Consider the following 18594-nt stretch of genomic DNA (forward strand, 5'->3'; position numbering starts at 1 on the left):
GCATATATGAACAAACACCCCCGGCGATAACCGCCGGGGGTGTTTAACTATTTATTCTATTCAAAACTGACAGCAACGACTCCGCCGATTTGTTTCATTTCGGCTACGATTTCCTTCGGCTCCATGGTTCTTGGAACGACGATATCAAGCTTTACTTCCCAGCATAGCGGCATATCAAGTGATGGACGTATCCGCTGCAGCATCATTTTTTGCGTCATAATCGAGCGGCTGGCAAGCCTCTGGGTGACGATGTCCAGCAGTTCCTCTTCTGTCTCCGCCTGAATGGTAAGCTTTCTAACCTTCTTGCTCTTTAGAAAACGGTGCTCCACTTTATTGAAAACCCATAATGTGATGAACACAAGAATCGTTCCTGCCGCTGCGCTGAAATAAAAGCCCGCACCGATCTGCAGCCCAATGGCTGCGACGACCCATAAGGAAGCGGCTGTTGTCAGTCCCGTAATAGACTTGCCTGTGAATAGAATCGTGCCGGCTCCGAGAAAGCCGACGCCGGTAATGACAGCCGTTGCTAGCCGCGCCGGGTCAATCCGTACGTTGGGCTCTCCCGCAAATTCAGCGAAGCCGTAAATGGACAGCAGCATGATCATCGAAGAGCCGAGGCAAACCAGAATATGCGTGCGGAGCCCAGCCGGATGATTTTGCTGCTCCCGTTCGAAGCCGATGAGACCGCCAAGAAATACGGCTAGAGACAACCGGATTAGGATGGTGGCATGGTCAATAACCCACGGGTTATCCAAGGCGATCACCGACTAATTGGAACCATCAACCGTTCGCGTTTGCGGAATATGGCCCATTCTCGATACCCAATTTCATATAAATGGCTGCCGATGGCCGAGAAATGCTCGCCTACACGTTCGGGCTGGTGCGCATCGGAGCCGAAGGTCACCTTAACCCCATAATGGAGTGCGCGTTCTAGGAAATAGCCATCCGGCACCCAATTGTTGTCGGAAGAATTGATTTCGATGACGACGTCGCTAGCAGCGATTGCTTTCAACGTGACGTCGGCAGCTTCTGTGCGGAGCTCTGGATAACCGTAGAAGTAGCGGTTCAATGAATCGACATGACCTAAAATATCATATAATCCACACTTGGCGGACTGAGCGATATAATCATAAAATAAATTTTTCACTTCCAATTTACGTGCTGCAGTCAAGCCTTCCCAATACTCTGAATCGTATATGCCGATACCGGCGAATTCATGCACAGAGCCAATAACATAATCAAAAGGATAAGAAGCGATAACCGAGCGGTATAAATCCAGATGTTCCGGTAAAAAATCAGCTTCGATGCCGAGCAGCACCTCTATTTTTTCTTCATAGTCTTTCTTTAGCTCCAAGACCTCTTTAATATAAGCTGGAAACTCGCTTTTTGCCATGCTGCCAGTTAAGGAAGGACGATCTTCAGCAATTGCGAAAAATGGCGTATGATCCGAGATGCCGATAATATCTAATCCCTGTGCTATTGCTGCTTCGATATATTCCTTGACCGAACCAACTGCGTGTCCGCAGCGTTCATGATGCGTATGATAGTCAAACTTCATGTAGTACCTCCGATGAATGCGTGATGAATACTAGATACATTTAGCCTTTAGAGCCGGATACAACGATTCCTTGAATGAAATACTTTTGAGCAAAAAAGAAAATGAACAGCAGCGGCAAAATCGCGACCAGCGAAGCTGCCATCAACAGATGCCACGGTGTTGCCCCGTATGCAGCTGTAAAATTAGCGAGCCCGAGTGAAACCGGGTATTTCGTCATATCGTTCAAATAAATGAGCGGTCCGAATAGATCATTCCATCTCGATATCAGCTCCAAAATAGCCGCTGTTGCAAACGCAGGCATGGAGAGGGGAATTAGGATGCGGAAATACATCGTGAAATGGCTTCCTCCATCGATTTTGACGGCTTCATCCAATTCTTTGGTAATGCCCAAATAAAATTGGCGCATTAGAAAAATGGTGAAGGAGCTTGCTGTAAAAGCTGGGATCACGAGCGGCAGATACGTGCCTGTCCAGTGCAGCTTTGTAAACAGCAAATATTGCGGAATCAAGGTGACTTGGGACGGAATCATCATCGTACTGAGGACAAGCCCGAATAAAAGCATACTTCCGCGCGCCCGCAATCTTGCAAAAGCGAAGGCGGCCATCGACGAGGAGAATACGACTGCACCTACCGTCACGGCTGAGTACCACACCGAGTTCCATAGGAAACGAGCCATAGGGGCATCGATGAAAATCTGCTTAAAATTGATCCACTGCAAATGGGCTGGAAACCACGTCATCGGAACGCGATGAATTTCGCCGATGGTCTTAAGCGAAGTGGAGAGCATCCAAAACAGAGGAAATGCGAACAATAGAACGCCTCCGTATAGAAGGATATAGATGATTGTTTTGTCCATCAGACGCAAATCGCCGTGATTGTACGATTTTTTTCGCTTCATAATAAAGGAACCTCCTTTACTTCGAGTCATATTCATAGTGGACGAATTTTTTGGAGCCCCACAGCGATACGAGAGTCAGCGCGAAAATAAGCAGGAATAATATCCAGGCCTGAGCGGAGGCATACCCCATCCGGAACTGCTTGAATGCAGTATCAAATAAATAATACACGTAGAAATAGGAGTTCCAGTCCGGCCCTCCCTTCGTGATAACGTAGGCTTCCGTAAAGATTTGCAGCGATCCGATCATGCTAATAATGGTATTGAATAAAATGACAGGTGAAATAAGCGGAATCGTAATTTTACGGAACTTTGCGAAACCGCTTGCCCCTTCCATAGATGCGGCTTCAAACAGATCTGCCGGCAGCGATTGCAGCGCGGCAAGAAAGATCACCATCGTGCTGCCTGATGCCGTCAATTGCATGAGTACCATGGACGGAACGACCGTACCCGGGCTCGTAAACCAACCTGGTCCTTGAATGCCAAACCAATCATAAAGGACTGAGTTCACGACACCGAACTGCGGGTTAAGCAGCCATGACCACAAAAAGGAGACGGCTACACCAGATATAATGCTTGGTGCGTAATACAGCGTGCGTAGGAGCGATTGCCCCTTGATTTTTTGATTAAGCAGAACGGCAACAATCAAAGATGTCAGTATCGTAAACGGTACGGCCATAACGCTGTAATAGAGAGTCACGGACAATGACTTGTAAAACAGCCGGTCTCCGAACAGCATGCTGTAATTGCTTGTTCCTGCAAATGTCGGGGACGAGATGACATTGTAATCAGTGAAGCTGAGCAGCAACGAGACGAGAATCGGTCCCCCGGTGAAGCATATAAAACCGATAAACCAAGGGGCTATAAAAAACCAAAACGACCGTTCCTCGCGCTTCATGGCCAGCGAAAGCTTTCTCATGGGCTACCTCCGTTGGGCCGGCGGATGCCTTCTAATGAAGGGCAACCGCTCGGCTGAAATTTACTTAAAGCTCTGGCTGCTATTAATTCAAATTCAACGATAGGAGGTTATCATTCAACACTTTCAAACCGTCGGCTATGCTCTTTTTGCCTCCCCATACCAGATAGAGCGATTGGTTCATCGTTTCTAGAACCGTATTGAATTTGACGATCAAATGGTTTTCAGCTTCCCGGCCATACTTGATCGAGCCTTCGTGAACCTGCTTGAATGCCTCAGGGTCCATGCCGATTTCTGCACCCATTTTGTCATACCAAAGCTTGAATAGGCTCGCGTCTGCCGGCGTTCTCCCTACTTCATTCATGTAACGGTAGGCGCCGCCGCCTTCAGCTGGATTAGCTAAATGCCGGACAAATTCCCATGCCTCGTCGGGATGCTTGCTTGTTGCTGAGATGCTCCAAGGGTCAACATAAAGGGTAACCTTGCGTCCTTCATGATAGGGAACAGCCGCAACGCCCCATTTGAAATCCGCTTGCTTGTAGGAGCCAAGTCCCCAGCCGCCGGAAATGTACATTCCGACTTTACCGGTAAGGAAAGGATCGCCCAGCTGCGCGGATGCGGCTACTGTCTCTGCGTCCGGCGCTACTTTGTATTTATTGATCAAATCCACATTGAATTGCAGTGCTTCGACGTTAATCGGCTTCATCAGATCAGGCTCACCCATTACGCCGGATGTATAAGCTTCGGGCTTGAATAGATCTCCTCCGAATAGCCATGTCATTGCATTTGCGCTTAATGCGCTGGAGAAACCAAAAACCTGCTTGCGAGCGTCACCTACGTCATGAGACAGCTTTTGTGCGGTTTCGAGCATCGCATCGAAATTCCAAGACTTATCATCCCAGTCGGTCGTCGGGTAAGAAAGGCCAGCAGCATCGAATAAGTCCTTGTTGTAATAAAGATAAGTAGCGTTGCTTACGAGTGGAACGCCGTAATTTTTACCGTTGATTTTATAAATATCGAGCAGGTTAGGGTCCATTGTATCGAGCTCGGGAGCCCCTTTCTCAATATAAGGAGTAAGGTCCTTCAATGCGCCCATCTTCATATAAGTAGCAAATCCGCTATCCGCCTGATTGGGATTCCAAACATCCGGTGCATTGCCGCTGGCAATCAAGGTAGTCAGCTTTTGATCGAATTGATCGTACGGGATATTCTCAAGCCGCACTTTTACATTCGGATGGCTTTCTTCGAAGGTCGAAACCATCGCGTCCTGCCATGCCTTTTTGTCCGGGTCTGCTGCCATTACCCAAACGATCTCAACCTTATCCTTGCCGTTGTTCTTTACCCCTCCGTTGCTGTTATTTTTTGATCCGGCTTCACCGCCGCAAGCAGACAATGTGGTAGAAAGGGAAAACAAAAGAAGTGCACTCATCACTAAACGATTTTTCGTTATTAGATTTTTCATGACAACCCCCGTATTCGTTTTTTTGAACCCACTTTTACAAAATGTTAATAAAACTAACTCGAATTATTGTTATTTCATTCCAAAAGCATGTTCTACTATGCATCACCCACTGTTGTTATGCCTTATTGCTAACCAATATAGCATATGATAATATGAATTATAAGCACGTATCTTATTTAATTTATCATTTTTCTACGTATATTACTTTGAATATAAACTCATTACTTTACATGGTGGTGTAACGTTTATGGAGTCTAATTTTTATGAAGCTGCGAAGTTTGATATTAGTCGTGAGAGGAAAACTGACACAAGTATGCCATCACGTCATTATCATAATGGCTATGAAATCTTCTATCTCGTCTCTGGTGATATCAGCTACTTTATCGAAGATAAAAGCTATCAGGTGGTTGGCGGCGCGTTATTGATCATCAATGTGAATGAGATTCATAAGCTGGTCAATTCAAGCAGAGAATCATTTGAGCGGATTACGCTCTTGTTTCAAGAGGAATTCCTTGAGGATATGTTTCCTTACAATGACAGCTTTCATGTGCTATCCAGCTTTTCAAGCGGCAAAAATTTCATGCCCTTAAACGGCCAAGAACAAAGCATGATCGAGAAGCTTTTCGATAAAATGATTGCGGAATTTATTAAGCAGCCTCCCGGCTATGAATATTATTTAAAAACACTGCTGTTCGAGCTGCTTATTTTCCTTTACCGCAAGACGTCAACGCTGCCTGCAGCTGAACATGACGGAAGCAATCCGATCAATAAAAAGATTTTCGAAATCGTCGATTATTTGAACCAGCATTATCATGAAAACCAAACGATTCAGGGCATATCCAGCAGATTTTTCATCAGCTCCTCTTACTTTTGCAAAATGTTTCGGGAGAACACAGGCTTCACCTTCACAGAGTATTTGAACAATGTTCGAATCAAGGAGGCACGCCAGCTCTTAACGGGGAGTACTTTGAAAATAGCTGATATTGCTGAAAAGGTCGGCTTTGAGAGCATGACGCATTTTGGACGTATTTTCAAAGATATTACCGGCCATTCACCGCTCAAATACCGTCAAGCCTATAAGTTTGAATTGAATTAACTCAATAAAAAAAGCCAACTCCGACGCAAATCATGCGTCGTTGTTGGCTTTTTTAGATTAAGCTAGCTATAGTTCAACCTTATTTCTGCGACTGCTCTACCTGTGCGATTAACGCATCTACCGCTTCATCCACGAGGTCAGGACCATAATTCCATTTATTACGGGTTATGTTTAAGACACGATTATTTTTTACTGCGGGAATGGCTTTATAGAGAGGCTCTTGGAATAGCTTTGTCATCTCTTCCAGCTCTTCATCCTTCATTTGTGTGAAGAAATAGTCTGCAGGCCGATCAGCCAAAGATTCCATCGACAACGCAGCGCCGCCGTCTGCAAATTTCTCAAATTGCTCTGGCATTTGGAAGCCTAGATCCTCATAGATCAGCTTGCCCAAAGTACCGCCTTTGCCTCCCAATAGAACCTCGCCCTTATAAAGAATGAACGTGATGGCGGTTGTACCTTCTTTAATATTAATATTGATCTCATCTCGGATACGCTCAAGCTTCTCCTCAAATTTAGAAATCCATGCTTCCGCCTCTGGCTTCCGGTTCATGACATCGCCCATCGCTCGGAGCGTATTGATGACATCTGGATCGCCGCCCCATGCTACGGCAACCGTTGGAGCTATTTTCTGATAAGTTTCGTAGATTTCAGCGCTATGATAGTCTGGCAGTATAATGATGTCTGGTTGCAGGGCAGATATAGCCTCTGCATTACCAAGTCCATCACCAATGCTTTCGGCCTCTGTCATGGTGTCTGGATATTGTTCAAGTGTACCTTGATCGACCCCAACTGGCTCTAGTCCTAGCGGCAGCAAATAACCACCATATGTAATGACGACAGCCTTGCTCGGCTTAACGGGGATAGTCACTTCTCGCCCTAATGCATCCTTATAAACCCTAGTCTCTGCCGGCAATGTATCTGTACTTTTACTTTGCTGCTTATTATTTCCCTCCGTAGACTGTTGCACATTTGAATCTGAACCACCACAAGCAGCAAGCAGCAACGATAGGCTAAACAATAGTGTTACAGCAAAAGAAGGCTTAAAACCAAAACTCATTTCATCCACTCTCCAAGTATCTTGTTGATAATGATTATCACTGTTAACAATATAACCTTCTTCCAGGGAGGGAGCAATGAACGATTCGGGCATAAAATTTGTGCGAACTGAACTTTTTAAACCGAGGTTATGCATTTTGAACTGAGCTGGTGTCTCGCCAGTTTGCTTTTTGAAAAGGCGGCTAAAATAATACATATCTGCATATCCGACACTGTAGGCGATATCACGAATGGTCACCTCTGTTTCATTTAGCAAAAACTTAGCCTGATTCATACGTGTCTGAACGAGATACTCCATAGGGCTGCATCCATATTTTCGTTTAAACACTCTGGAGAGGTAGTGTGTACTGTAATGAAATAGATTCGCGATCATCTCCATGGAGATCGTTTCGTGATAATGCGCATGAATATAATTAGCGATCTGTACAGCCAGATCAGGCGAGGCAGCTTCCGTATCAGCGATACGCAGCTGGCGGAACTGCTCATGCACAAATTGGTAGAAGAGGCCTGTCACCTGCAGCCGGCCCAGCTCTTCACTCAGCTTCCAATGCTGCTGCATAGACTCTAGCAGAGCAAGCAGAGATAAGGGGTGTTTCGCTTTAAATGTATATTGCTGCCCAAATGGAGCATGCTGCTCAGCTTGTCTTTGCGTAGATTGAGCAGATAAGCCGCGCATAGGTTTATATAAAATAAGATAGTAGTCAAAAGGACGGCTCAGACAGCAGATATTCATCGTAGCGCCTTTGCCGCCGTGCAGCAGCTGGGAATTAGCGGATTCGATAGCCATTCCATCAAGACTTATTTTAGCCTCACCTTGGTTAGTGAAGATAAAAGCATTTGCTGGAAGGCGGTAAGCTTGCAATTCCTCACCTGTCTTCATTGCCAAATGCCGAATATCAAGCACTTTAACCGGCGTTTGGCTCCATATTGTGATGGTCTCATGCCATTCCATAACCACACCCCGTGACGGATTACATAGAATTATTTTACTAGTGAGAATACATATCATTTATAATATATAATCATATCGTACCCCATTAAGCGCGTATAGAGAAAGCAGGTTTCTAAAAATGGAATTGCATGATCATTTGGTGTTATGGAATCATGCTTTTTGCACCATTTTTGATGTCCGTCGCATCAATATGAAAGCCGAAGAATCGTTATCTGCCTACTCCGTACCTGCCAGCATATTTGTGATGTCTATTCAAGGAAGTGCGCAAGTTTGTCTGAATGGTGTGGATCACTATGCCAAACGATTCAAAATATTTCATACTGGCAAAGGATCAGTTTTGAATATTCGCGCTGGTGCCGAGGGGTTTGAATATTATGTGATTTATTATAAAGCACGTATTCCATCGCCTGTTCGGCAGGAAATGATCGATCTGGTAGAGCGCGCCCAACCTTTTCATGCCCAATACGGCTTTGTGCCTGCTTTTCCGGTAGCATTATATCGCAGCATGACAGACATGCATAAGGAATGGGGAAGGGCAGAACCGCTGGGGAGATTGCGTGTGAGGGCTTTGCTCCATCAATTTGTATATGATTTATTAACTCAAATGCAGGTACAGGGTGTGCGACCGGAAAAACGCGATTTGGCAGCTCAAATCATTTCGATTATTCATGAACGTTATGCAGAGTCCATTACTTTGGAATCCTTATCTGAAACTTTGAATTACAGTGTTCCCCATTTGTCTACTTATTTCAAAAGCCGGACAGGCCTCAGTCCGATCGATTATTTGATCAAGGTACGCATCGATAAGGCAGCAGAGCTGCTGCTCAGTACCGATGCCACGCTAAGAGAAATCGCTATCGGTGTTGGTTATCAGGACCCTTATTATTTAGGCAGAATGTTCAAAAAAAATAAAGGCATGTCACCGACACAATATAAATTGAAGTACTCTTCCAAGCACAAGGTAGAAGATTATCCTTCCATAAGCATGAGATCGTCCATTGTCTCCCCCCATCTACTCGGCTATACTGATTTAAATGATAATCATTATCAACGAAGTGGAGAGGGAGAAATACAAATGATTAAACAATTGAGACCGTCCATGGTGGTGGGATTGCTATTAAGTTTTATTTTATTATTGAGTGCCTGTGGGGTAGAGAGTACAGCGGAGACGACTAATCCATCAACGGCGACAGCGTCGCCCCCTGCTGAGGAATCCCAGACCAAAACCATCTCTACAATTGCTGGAGATATAGAAGTTCCTACGCATCCGAAACGAATCGTAGCAGGTGAATATTTAGGAAGCCTCATTGCGCTTGGTGTTGTCCCTATCGGAACTTCTAACCATCACATTAAAAACCCTTATTTCGGTGATGCTTTAAAGGGCGTTGAAGATATAGGAGAGGGCAACGGCAATATCGAGAAAATTTTGGAGATGGAACCCGACCTTATTATTATGGACGATACCTATGCTGAAATGAATGAACAGCTGCCAAAAATCGCACCTACGGTTATCATACCTTATGCATCGTTGAAAACCGTTCATGAGGAAATTACCTATTTCGGCAAGCTGCTCGGTAAGGAGCAGGAAGCAGAGAAGTGGCTCAATGATTATGATCGAAGAATAGCCGAAGCCAAGCAAAAAGTATTGCAGGTCGTTCCGGCTGACAGTACCTTCTCCATTCTAGAAATAATGGATAAAAACATTTCCGCGGTAGGCGCAAACTTTGGCAAGGGTGGGCAAGCCGTTTACGGAGGATTTGGCTTCAAGCCGCCAGCTGCTGTTGTTGATGAAATGAAAGATCCGGGCTGGGCATCGATATCCAATGAGGTATTGCCGAAATATGTAGGGGACTATATAATACTGACTTCCGATTCGCATACCCTTGCAGATCTCAAGGCTGATCCGATATGGAATACGCTTGATGCGGTCAAGAACGATAGGGTGTACATATGGGGAAGCGACCGGTCATGGTACTGGGACCCCATAGCGATCCTACTCCAGACTGAAGAAATAGCAGAATGGTTAGTTGGTAAGTGACTGTAGTTAGTGTGGGTTGCCTGTGGAATAGGGTACAGCAATAATGGGATATTCAAAAACGAAGATAACTGTGGATATGCAGCTGTTGTCTTCGTTTTTTCGATTTCAATTGATTGAACTCATGTGTTTAAATTTCAGCCCGGCTAAAAAGCTATTGCATTCCTTCAAACGATAAGTTATGATCAATTCAGTTAGTGATTGATCAATTACCAACAAGTGAGTACTTAAAGGTGGAAGATACAATGGAAAAAAATACAGCAGCGTCCGTTAATCGCCGTACAGATATTATTGCTGCTGCGATTGAAGTTTTCGCTGAAATTGGATATTATCGCGCAACAACCGCAAAGGTTGCTGAACGTGCTCAAATATCACAGCCGTATGTTTTTCGTTTTTTTGCAACGAAGGAAATTCTATTGAAGGAAGCCTTGGAGGTTTCATGGACACGAATCGTAGATGCATTTCGCAGCGTGATCGAGACAGCGGGACCTAATCAGCTTGAGAAGGAGCTTGTTGAAGCTTATATAGAAGTCATGAAATCGTATCAGAATGAAACGCTGCTGTTAATGCAGGCTCAGACGATAAAAGACGAAGCGATTGTCGAGGTTATGCGAAATGGATACCGTGAAGTGCAGCAGTTAGTGTTACATGCATTCCAGCAAGCTGGGCTTGAGAATCCGAAGGATAAAACGGTTATATTTTTGGCTAGAGGCATGCTGTGTAATGTCTCGATGGCGCTATCCTTGCCGGAGTTAATGTATTAGAGCCGATTTTTGGCTCTTTATACAAATTTGTGATTGATCAATCAATAAACGAATAAATTGTTGGTATAACAGGAGAACACTTCTTAGTTTTGGTTGTACAGAAAGTATGATTTTTAAAGCTTTGTAGTTAGTGATTGATCAATAACATAATAAAAGGAGATTGATGAAGAATGAAAAAAGCGATTGTATTAGGTGCTACTGGCGGTACTGGAACCCCGATTGTAGATGAGCTTCTGAAGAGAGGAATAGAGACAACGGCATTCGGGCGTTCTTATCAAAAGCTGAACCAGCTTGCAGAGGAATTGGGCAACCCTAAGCATTTGTCGCTTAAAGTGGGAGATGTGTTTAATACAAAGGAGCTGATTGCAGCTTGCAAAGGCTATGACGTAATTTTCAACTGTGCAAATGTGCCGTACAATGACATGCATACTAAGCTTATTCCGATGGGAGAAGCGGTTATGGAAGCAGCGAATGAGCTTGGTGCAAAGATAGTGGTGGTGGATGGTATTTATCCTTATGGCAGGAAAACTGTGGATCACGCAACAGAGGATCACCCTAAGAATCCGCACACGAAGAAAGGAAAGATTAGGCTGCAGTACGAGCAAATGGTATTTGGCCCAAGGTGGAATAAGGCGCGTAAATTAATTGTTCGCCTACCGGATTATTATGGCCCATCTGCTAACCAAGCATCCTATTTGGGATCGACTTTAGATGGAATTGCTGCTGGCAAGCCGGCCGTATTTATTGGAACAATGAAGGTAGCTCGGGAGTTTGTCTATTTACCGGACGCCGCCATTATGATTGTAGAGCTGGCCATGAGGGAGGGTGCTTATGAACAAAATTGGCATATTCCAGCATCGGGTGTGATTTCTGGGCGTGATTTTGTAGCGATTGCTCAGAGGGCAGCAGGTACGTCAAAACCAGTCATACCGCTTGGCAAAATGGGATTATCATTGATTGGATTATTTGCCCCGGTTATGAAGGAGGTTGTTGAAATGTTGTATTTAACAGAAGAACCATTCGTAATAAGTGGTGAAAAATATGAGCGGCTTATCGGACCAATCCCTGCAACACCATATGTGATTGGTATTACTGCTACGATTAAAACCCTTATGAAACGAAACGAAGTAAAAAAAACAATCGCTAACGGGAACTGAGCTCATAAGGCGAATTGTGATTGGGCATAGCACAGTTCGCCTATTCCATGTAGAACACCACCTGAGGACAAAATCCTAATCTAAAATAAAACAGAGGAAAGCGTTTCACGCGGAGAAGGTAAAAAAGCAGGAAGGAGAACGGGTAGGATTGAAAAGAGGATAGAAGTTGAACATATAATGGAAGAGTAAAGCTATTCATCGACTGCTGACTGGTTTCATACAAAAGGGGATATTGCGATGAGGATAATAGCGGAAGTTGAAGTCAAAGCTAAAGCTAAAGTTACAGCTCTAAAGCTTCCCTTGTGATCTTTTGGATATCGACGGGGCAATTGGAGCTATCCTTAACGATGTCTGGTAAAATATGTGCTAGAAAATAATCTACACAATTCAGCTTTATTTTTTTGATTTTGACGAGCGCTTCACGATACATAACGACAAATTCCTTCTCGGTGTTGCCTCTTTGCAATTCAGTCAGCGCCTCGTAAACTTGATCAAGCTTATCGGCCACTTCAAGAATGAGACCTTCGACGGAATCGTCCTTGCCTTCGCGCAGTTGTCTGCGGAAAATAGGCTTAAGCTCCTCTGGAATATTCTCCTCTATAAAAAGAGCAATCATGCCTTCCTCTACTTGCTGCAGCATGCCGCGCAGTTCTAATGAGTAATGCTTAACAGGCGTTTTAATATCTCCTATAAAAATCTCACCATAATCATGGCTGCTAGTAATTTCGTAAAGCTTCTTCCAATCTATGGTGACGCCATTGCTTTCCTCAATATCTGCCAATGTTTTGGCGTATTGAACAACCTTCCATGAATGAGCGGATACGCTGTGTTCTTCAAATTTGAATTTACCTGGACAACGAATGATTCGTTCGAGATCGTTAAGTGATTGAAAATACGTATGAATACCCATGACATGCATCCTTTCCATTTCTGTATTTATTGTATAGTGCGAGGCATTAGAGTTAGTATAATGCTTATTTGTTAATGGACGATTAAATAATCAAGGCAATATATGTAAATAAAAGTAATTTATCACCCCAATTTACCCAAACTTCATATGGTTTTAACTTAACTCGTACAATTCAGCTATACAATTCTCTTTTGTACATAACAATATCTTACAGAAGAGGTGTGTAATGAGGAGAAGAAACAAGAAAACCGTAGCATGGCTATTACTATGCAGTCTGCTTTTCGGTACAGTTCCGATGTCGGAATCTGCAGCAGCTATGGAAGGTCTAACGGTGATGGCACCAAAGCTGTTGATTACGGAGCTAGTACCGGATAGTGCCAATGTCGGTGGAGCAGATGGTTATGAATTTGTAGAAGTATACAATAGTYCAGAGGCAATGATTAATTTTAAAGATTATGGCATCTATTATGTGAATGATAAAGTAACGACAGCATGGCCGCTTTCCACGAAAGAGGACATACTTATTCCTCCAGGCAAAGCCATCGTTCTATGGGTAATGAATGCTAAAAATGGCAGTCAGACTGCTGCTGATTTTAACAGAAACTACAGCACTGACCTCATTGAAGATTCGGATTTGTTCCGATTTGAGGCTGTGAAAGATAGTGCAGGCAATATTATTAGCGGAGGCATGTCCAACGCGGGACCGAGATCACTGGCTATTAAGGATGCTTCCGGGACATTAATCTCTCAGGCAACCTATCAGACGGATGCTCAAACCCAAGAGAATAAAGGGATTTTCTATAAAACCCCACTGCCTTTAGGGTCAACGGAAATGATCATGATGGAAGGTGCAGGCACACTGCCAGCAACACCGGGCAGCATTACTTCCGAGCAAATAACGCTGCCTACTTTTAACGCTCCGCCGGTTATTAATCATATTCCAGTGATGTCAGCAAGCGTGAAAAATGATCTTGCAATTACGGCTGAAATCCTAAATGAAGAGAGCCAAAACGGTGATAAAAATGATCTTGTAACGGCTACACTCTTTTACAAAACGATTTCGCAGCAGTTTTTTACGGCTTCTAGCATGAGTTCTTCTGCCGGCGGCTTCAACTTTGAAGGCTTGATCGGAAAATCGGCGATGGTTGAGCCGGAGCTGCAGTACTATATTCAGGCGAAGGACAAGGACAATACGGTTACGACTTCTACTTATACAGTTAGTATTGAGGAACTGCCTGCTTTTGATTCGTCAAAAGTGCCGCCGCTGCTCATAACTGAGCTAGTGCCGGATAGTGTTAATCGTCTTTCAAGTGATGACGGTGAATTTATTGAACTTTATAACAATACGAATAAAGAAATTAATTTCAGTGATTATAAAATTTATTATCGTTACCCGGATTCCGGACCGGATGCAGATGTTATTTGGCCAACGGACAGAGAGGATATTCGGATACCGGCTCAAAGCACGATGGTATTTTGGGTTATCAATGGTGCGAACAAAAACCAGACGGTTGCAGACTTTAACGCATCATATGGAACACAGCTTGTTGAGAACAAAGATATCGTCAAAATTTACAGCGATGGTATGGCAAACGGAAGCAAGAGAGGCGTAGTAGTTGGTACGAATACACATAAAGAAATCGCTTCTGTTTATTATGACGGTTCTAATAAAACGGACGTTGCAGCAGGCAAGGGCATTTTCTACAAATACCCTGTAAACGGATCAACGACATTAATAAAATATAATGCAGGTGTGGAAAATGCGACACCGGGCAAAGTAGATCCCGCTCAAGTACCTGCTGAGCCAATCGACGTGCAAGAGGATACGATTGCGCCAACGATTACAGATGTAACGGGTGTGGAAACGATCGACCAATCCAGCAATTTGGAATTAATTGCGGATGCGCAAGACGATCGTGATATCAAATCTGTTTCCGTCTATTTCAAGACGAACATGGATGCGGAGTACACTAAGCATTATTTGTACCAAGATTATAGCGATACGATGTACCATTACATGCTGGCATCACCGAATCTAATAGCTAAAACGTATGTTGACTATTATTTTGAAGCATCTGATGGTACGCATACAAGCAAGTCTAGCGTAAAGCGTGTAGCTGTAACTGGCGGACCTGATCGCTCCGAGCTTCGCTTGAATGTGAAAAATGACGATGTGGTTTCCGGCATTTATGTACTGAAAGGCACAGCGGAGAGTGCAGATGCGGATTCGCTTGTACTGACGGTTGACGGAAAGCAACTTGATAATTCTTACCGGGCACTAGAGAATGATGCATACTTTGCATTCGAAGCGGCTGAGGTGAATTACTATTTTAAAAATGCAGTAACGGTTGGCGATGAAATCCTTTATACCTTTATGGATCCTATCAACACGTATGAAACGTTAAGTTATTCCATTGATAGTGCAAGACTGAAGGAAGGCGTTAATGCGATTGCCATTCGAGCGGGAACGAAGACGGGGCCTTTCGATGATCGTCCAGAGGAGAACAGAGATGATTTCCAGGTGAGAAATGTTCGCCTCGTCTTATCTGATGGCACAACCATTTACGATCCAGCTTATTCAGATAAGAACAAGGACATTAAAATTGGAGACTCTTCTATTACGAAACCAAGATTTATAGCATTTAATTTTCCGCTAACAGCAGACAAAATGCATGCAAAAGCAACCGATTGGGATACGAAAGCGCTGGCGGACGGTGTTCATACTCTTGCAGTAAAAAATGGAAGCAAAGAGGTTAGCGCTAAGGTGACTGTCGATAACACGGCTCCGGTTATTGTACCGAGCGTGGAGGATGGCAAGACTTATCGCGGTACGATTAAGCTTGCTGCGAATGTAACCGATGCACTTGCAGGATTAGCTTCCACTAAGGCCACACTTGATGGTTCAGTTATCGAATTGCCTTATGAGACAGCATCCGGAAAGCTAACTGGCGGAGAGCATCTATTCGTTATTGAAGCAACGGACAAAGCCGGAAATAAGGCAGAGAAAACGATTCGATTCATTGTTCCTAATGAGAATCCAGATAAGCCGCAGTTGGTTTCACCTCTAAACGGGGACATGCTGTCTGGAAGCAACAGTGTTAAGCTGACAGTCAAAGCAAGCGACCCGTCGGAAGATTTAATGAACCTAACTTTTATGAAAGGTCTTAATTATGACGCAACCAGTAAGTCAGGCTTTGCGGCTTATAAAGGAGTATCGGATATCGAGCCTCCGAAGCAAATTAAGCCAGACGGCGATGGCGCTATGGACGGGGCGGACTACAGTAAGATTAAAGCGGCAGATGCCGAATACCTTGTAAATGATTCAGTAGACGGCTTCCCGTATCATCGCTTCACGATTCAACTGGATAAGACAGTGAAGGCCACTGATCGTGTCGATATTCAGTGGAAAGGCAATTCATTGGAGGGCAGAAAGGTAAGCTTATACGCTTGGAGCATGAAGGACAGCCGCTGGGCATTGCTCGATTATAAAGTTGCAGGAGAAGAAGACTTCGATTTAGGGGCAACCGTAAAAGCTGGTGAGTACAATAACGGTGGAACCATTAATGTTATGGTGCAGGATGAACTGCCTGTGAAGCAGGACAGCTATGACTTCTCTTTCATTTGGATGTCTGATACGCAATACTATTCAGAAAGCTATCCAGAAATTTATCAGAAAAATGTGGAATGGATTGTCGAGCAGCAAGAGGCAATGAACATCAAGTATGTGATCCATACTGGTGATATTGTCGATAAGGCGGATCAAGATTTTCAATGGCAAAATGCGAATAAAAGCATGAAGGTACTTGATGAATCCGGCATTCCTTACGGTGTACTAGCTGGAAATCATGACGTCTCTCATCAAACAGGAGACTACTCGTATTATTGGAAGCACTATGGCGAGGATCGTTTTAAAAACCAGCCAACATATGGCGGGTCCTATCAGAACAATCGTGGACACTTTGATTTAATTTCTGCTGGAGGCGTAGATTTCATCATCGTGTATATGGGCTGGAATATTAATGATGAGCAGATCGATTGGATTAATCAAGTGGTGCGGGATCATCCGGATCGGAAAGCTATATTAGCTTTTCATGAGTATATGCTTGTATCCAATAATCGAGCTCCTATTGCAGACAAAATTTTTGAACGTGTCGTTGTTCCAAATAAGAATGTGATTGCAACCTTGTCAGGCCATTACCATGATGCTGAGACTTTGGTAGACGAAATTGACGACAATGGTGATGGTGTTCCAGACCGTAAAGTATATCAAATGCTAGCCGATTACCAAGGAGCGGAGAAAGGCGGACTTGGCTATATTAGGCTAATGCAGTTTGACTTGCAGAACAATCAGGTGCATATGAAGACGTATTCCCCTTATTTGAATGATTATAATTATTATGATCCGAATGAATACCCGGGGAAAGATGAATTTGACTTGGATGTTGATTTAACAGCGATGGAAAAACGAGTAGCCACAGATTATTTCGGAGTTAAGGTTTATACCGATCAGAAGATTGGACAGGCGACGAAAGTGGCAAGCGGTAGCGAAGCATCAGCTGTATGGGGAGAACTATCCGCGGACCATTATTATCAATGGTATGTAGTGGCGGAAGATGCAAACAGTGGCTATACACTATCTGATATTTGGGGTTTTGCGACCGGTGATGTTCCTTCTGGCGGGAATGAGGGTGGAAACAACGGCGGTAATGGGGGAACAGGAGTGAAGCCGACTGATCCTACTGTTCCTACTGAGCCTGCTGAAAAACCTAGCTTCACAGATACGAAATCGCATTGGGCGAAAGAAGCTATTGCGAAGCTTGCGGAGCAACAGATTATTACTGGCTATCCAGACGGGACATTCAAGCCGAACAACCGTATGAGCAGGGCTGAGTATGCAGCTGTCATTTATAGATTGATGGGACTTAAACCTTCGACCGGTGATTCGCCGTCGTTCACAGATGTAGGCTCCGATAAGTGGTATACGAAGTATGTGACCGAATTGTCTGATGCAGGTATCATCAATGGTTTTGAAGACGGCACGTTTAGACCGAATCAAAATATGACAAGAGAAGAAGCATTCGTTATTTTGTACAGAGGAATGAAGAATAAGCTTGTAGCAGCTACGGGCACTGCTGAACCAAAATTTGCAGACGGAGGTAACATTTCAGTCTGGGCACAGGAAGCAGCGGCAGCTTTAGTTAAAGCGGGTGTTATTAAAGGCTACGAGGATGGAACGCTTCGTCCGAAACATACAATTACGCGAGCGGAAATCGCAGAAATTGCAGCATTTTTCTTGAAGTAATCGTAGGTTGATGGATTAGCCTTAAATGAACTGCGACCCGAGAGATAGACACTTTTTTCAAGAAAAGTGTTCGTCTCTCGGGTCTTTTACGTTGAACAAGTGTGCTTGATAATGAATCGGAAAAACACGATCTAAAATAGAAAAGAAACCCGACCTCAAGAGTCGGGTTTCTTTATTTTTAGTTTATATTTTGAACCAATCCTGCTAAAAAGTGCTAAAATCAAAGTTGGAGCCCGTTGATAACCGTATATTCAAATAGACGATAGGAGATCAGAGAGCATTGAATGCTAACGCTAAGCACTTAACCTATAATGAGACCAATCTACACTGGAAGAAGTATCAGAAGTTTTTTCCAGATGAGCTGCAAATAAAAGAACATAATATGCCGACTGAAGAGTGGTGGAAATGGAACGAGCGGGACATTTTCCAATCGAGCAACCCGGTTTGAACCAGATGAAAACAGCTGTTCTTTCTTTTTTAAACAAGATTGA

General features: G+C 43.9%; 13 protein-coding genes. 6 read left to right on the forward strand and 7 right to left on the reverse strand.

Annotated features, from left to right (window positions below; all coding sequences use genetic code 11):
* Window positions 1-56 precede the first annotated feature (56 nt).
* From AC1DM9_RS29450 to AC1DM9_RS29470, 5 genes are all read right to left on the reverse strand, one after another.
* Window positions 57-755 (reverse strand): MgtC/SapB family protein, encoded by a 699-nt coding sequence (locus AC1DM9_RS29450; RefSeq protein ID WP_076270708.1) that lies wholly within the window; start codon window positions 753-755, stop codon window positions 57-59.
* 5 nt (window positions 756-760) lie between these two features.
* Window positions 761-1558, reverse strand: coding sequence for a histidinol-phosphatase (locus tag AC1DM9_RS29455; RefSeq protein WP_477583636.1), 798 nt, complete (start codon window positions 1556-1558; stop codon window positions 761-763).
* A 40-nt stretch (window positions 1559-1598) separates the two neighbouring features.
* Window positions 1599-2456, reverse strand: a complete 858-nt coding sequence (locus tag AC1DM9_RS29460) for a carbohydrate ABC transporter permease (RefSeq protein ID WP_441957730.1) — start codon at window positions 2454-2456, stop codon at window positions 1599-1601.
* A gap of 16 nt (window positions 2457-2472) precedes the next feature.
* Complete coding sequence (locus tag AC1DM9_RS29465) at window positions 2473-3372, reverse strand: carbohydrate ABC transporter permease (RefSeq protein WP_477583639.1); 900 nt, start codon at window positions 3370-3372, stop codon at window positions 2473-2475.
* Window positions 3373-3454: 82 nt separating this feature from the next.
* On the reverse strand, window positions 3455-4831 hold the full coding sequence (locus tag AC1DM9_RS29470; RefSeq protein WP_477583641.1) for an ABC transporter substrate-binding protein: 1377 nt from the start codon (window positions 4829-4831) through the stop codon (window positions 3455-3457).
* A 247-nt stretch (window positions 4832-5078) separates the two neighbouring features.
* Between AC1DM9_RS29470 and AC1DM9_RS29475 the strand changes: the two genes are divergently transcribed.
* Window positions 5079-5927 carry a helix-turn-helix transcriptional regulator gene (locus AC1DM9_RS29475; RefSeq protein ID WP_339206102.1) on the forward strand — a complete coding sequence of 283 codons (849 nt, stop codon included), beginning with the start codon at window positions 5079-5081 and terminating at the stop codon, window positions 5925-5927.
* Between the two features lie 79 nt (window positions 5928-6006).
* Here AC1DM9_RS29475 and AC1DM9_RS29480 read toward each other — a convergent pair whose 3' ends face one another.
* A complete protein-coding gene (locus AC1DM9_RS29480; RefSeq protein WP_477583643.1) occupies window positions 6007-7935 on the reverse strand; it encodes an ABC transporter substrate-binding protein in 1929 nt (642 codons plus the stop codon).
* Window positions 7936-8053: 118 nt separating this feature from the next.
* On the opposite strand from AC1DM9_RS29480, the gene AC1DM9_RS29485 reads away from it, so the two are divergent.
* The 3 genes from AC1DM9_RS29485 to AC1DM9_RS29495 all read left to right on the forward strand — a co-directional run bounded on the left by AC1DM9_RS29485 (window position 8054) and on the right by AC1DM9_RS29495 (window position 11891).
* Window positions 8054-9973: an AraC family transcriptional regulator gene (locus tag AC1DM9_RS29485; RefSeq protein WP_477583645.1), complete on the forward strand. Its 1920-nt coding sequence runs from the start codon at window positions 8054-8056 to the stop codon at window positions 9971-9973.
* Window positions 9974-10215: 242 nt separating this feature from the next.
* Window positions 10216-10734, forward strand: coding sequence for a TetR/AcrR family transcriptional regulator (locus AC1DM9_RS29490; protein ID WP_441881180.1), 519 nt, complete (start codon window positions 10216-10218; stop codon window positions 10732-10734).
* Between the two features lie 170 nt (window positions 10735-10904).
* Window positions 10905-11891, forward strand: a complete 987-nt coding sequence (locus AC1DM9_RS29495; protein ID WP_477583648.1) for an SDR family NAD(P)-dependent oxidoreductase — start codon at window positions 10905-10907, stop codon at window positions 11889-11891.
* 280 nt (window positions 11892-12171) lie between these two features.
* Here AC1DM9_RS29495 and AC1DM9_RS29500 read toward each other — a convergent pair whose 3' ends face one another.
* Window positions 12172-12801 carry a YfbR-like 5'-deoxynucleotidase gene (locus AC1DM9_RS29500; RefSeq protein ID WP_477583650.1) on the reverse strand — a complete coding sequence of 210 codons (630 nt, stop codon included), beginning with the start codon at window positions 12799-12801 and terminating at the stop codon, window positions 12172-12174.
* A gap of 226 nt (window positions 12802-13027) precedes the next feature.
* On the opposite strand from AC1DM9_RS29500, the gene AC1DM9_RS29505 reads away from it, so the two are divergent.
* Window positions 13028-18103, forward strand: a complete 5076-nt coding sequence (locus AC1DM9_RS29505) for an S-layer homology domain-containing protein (RefSeq protein ID WP_477583652.1) — start codon at window positions 13028-13030, stop codon at window positions 18101-18103.
* A 280-nt stretch (window positions 18104-18383) separates the two neighbouring features.
* Window positions 18384-18551, forward strand: coding sequence for a hypothetical protein (locus AC1DM9_RS29510; RefSeq protein WP_477583654.1), 168 nt, complete (start codon window positions 18384-18386; stop codon window positions 18549-18551).
* Window positions 18552-18594 lie beyond the last annotated feature (43 nt).

It is taken from the genome of Paenibacillus sp. 01T431 (genome assembly GCF_056398625.1).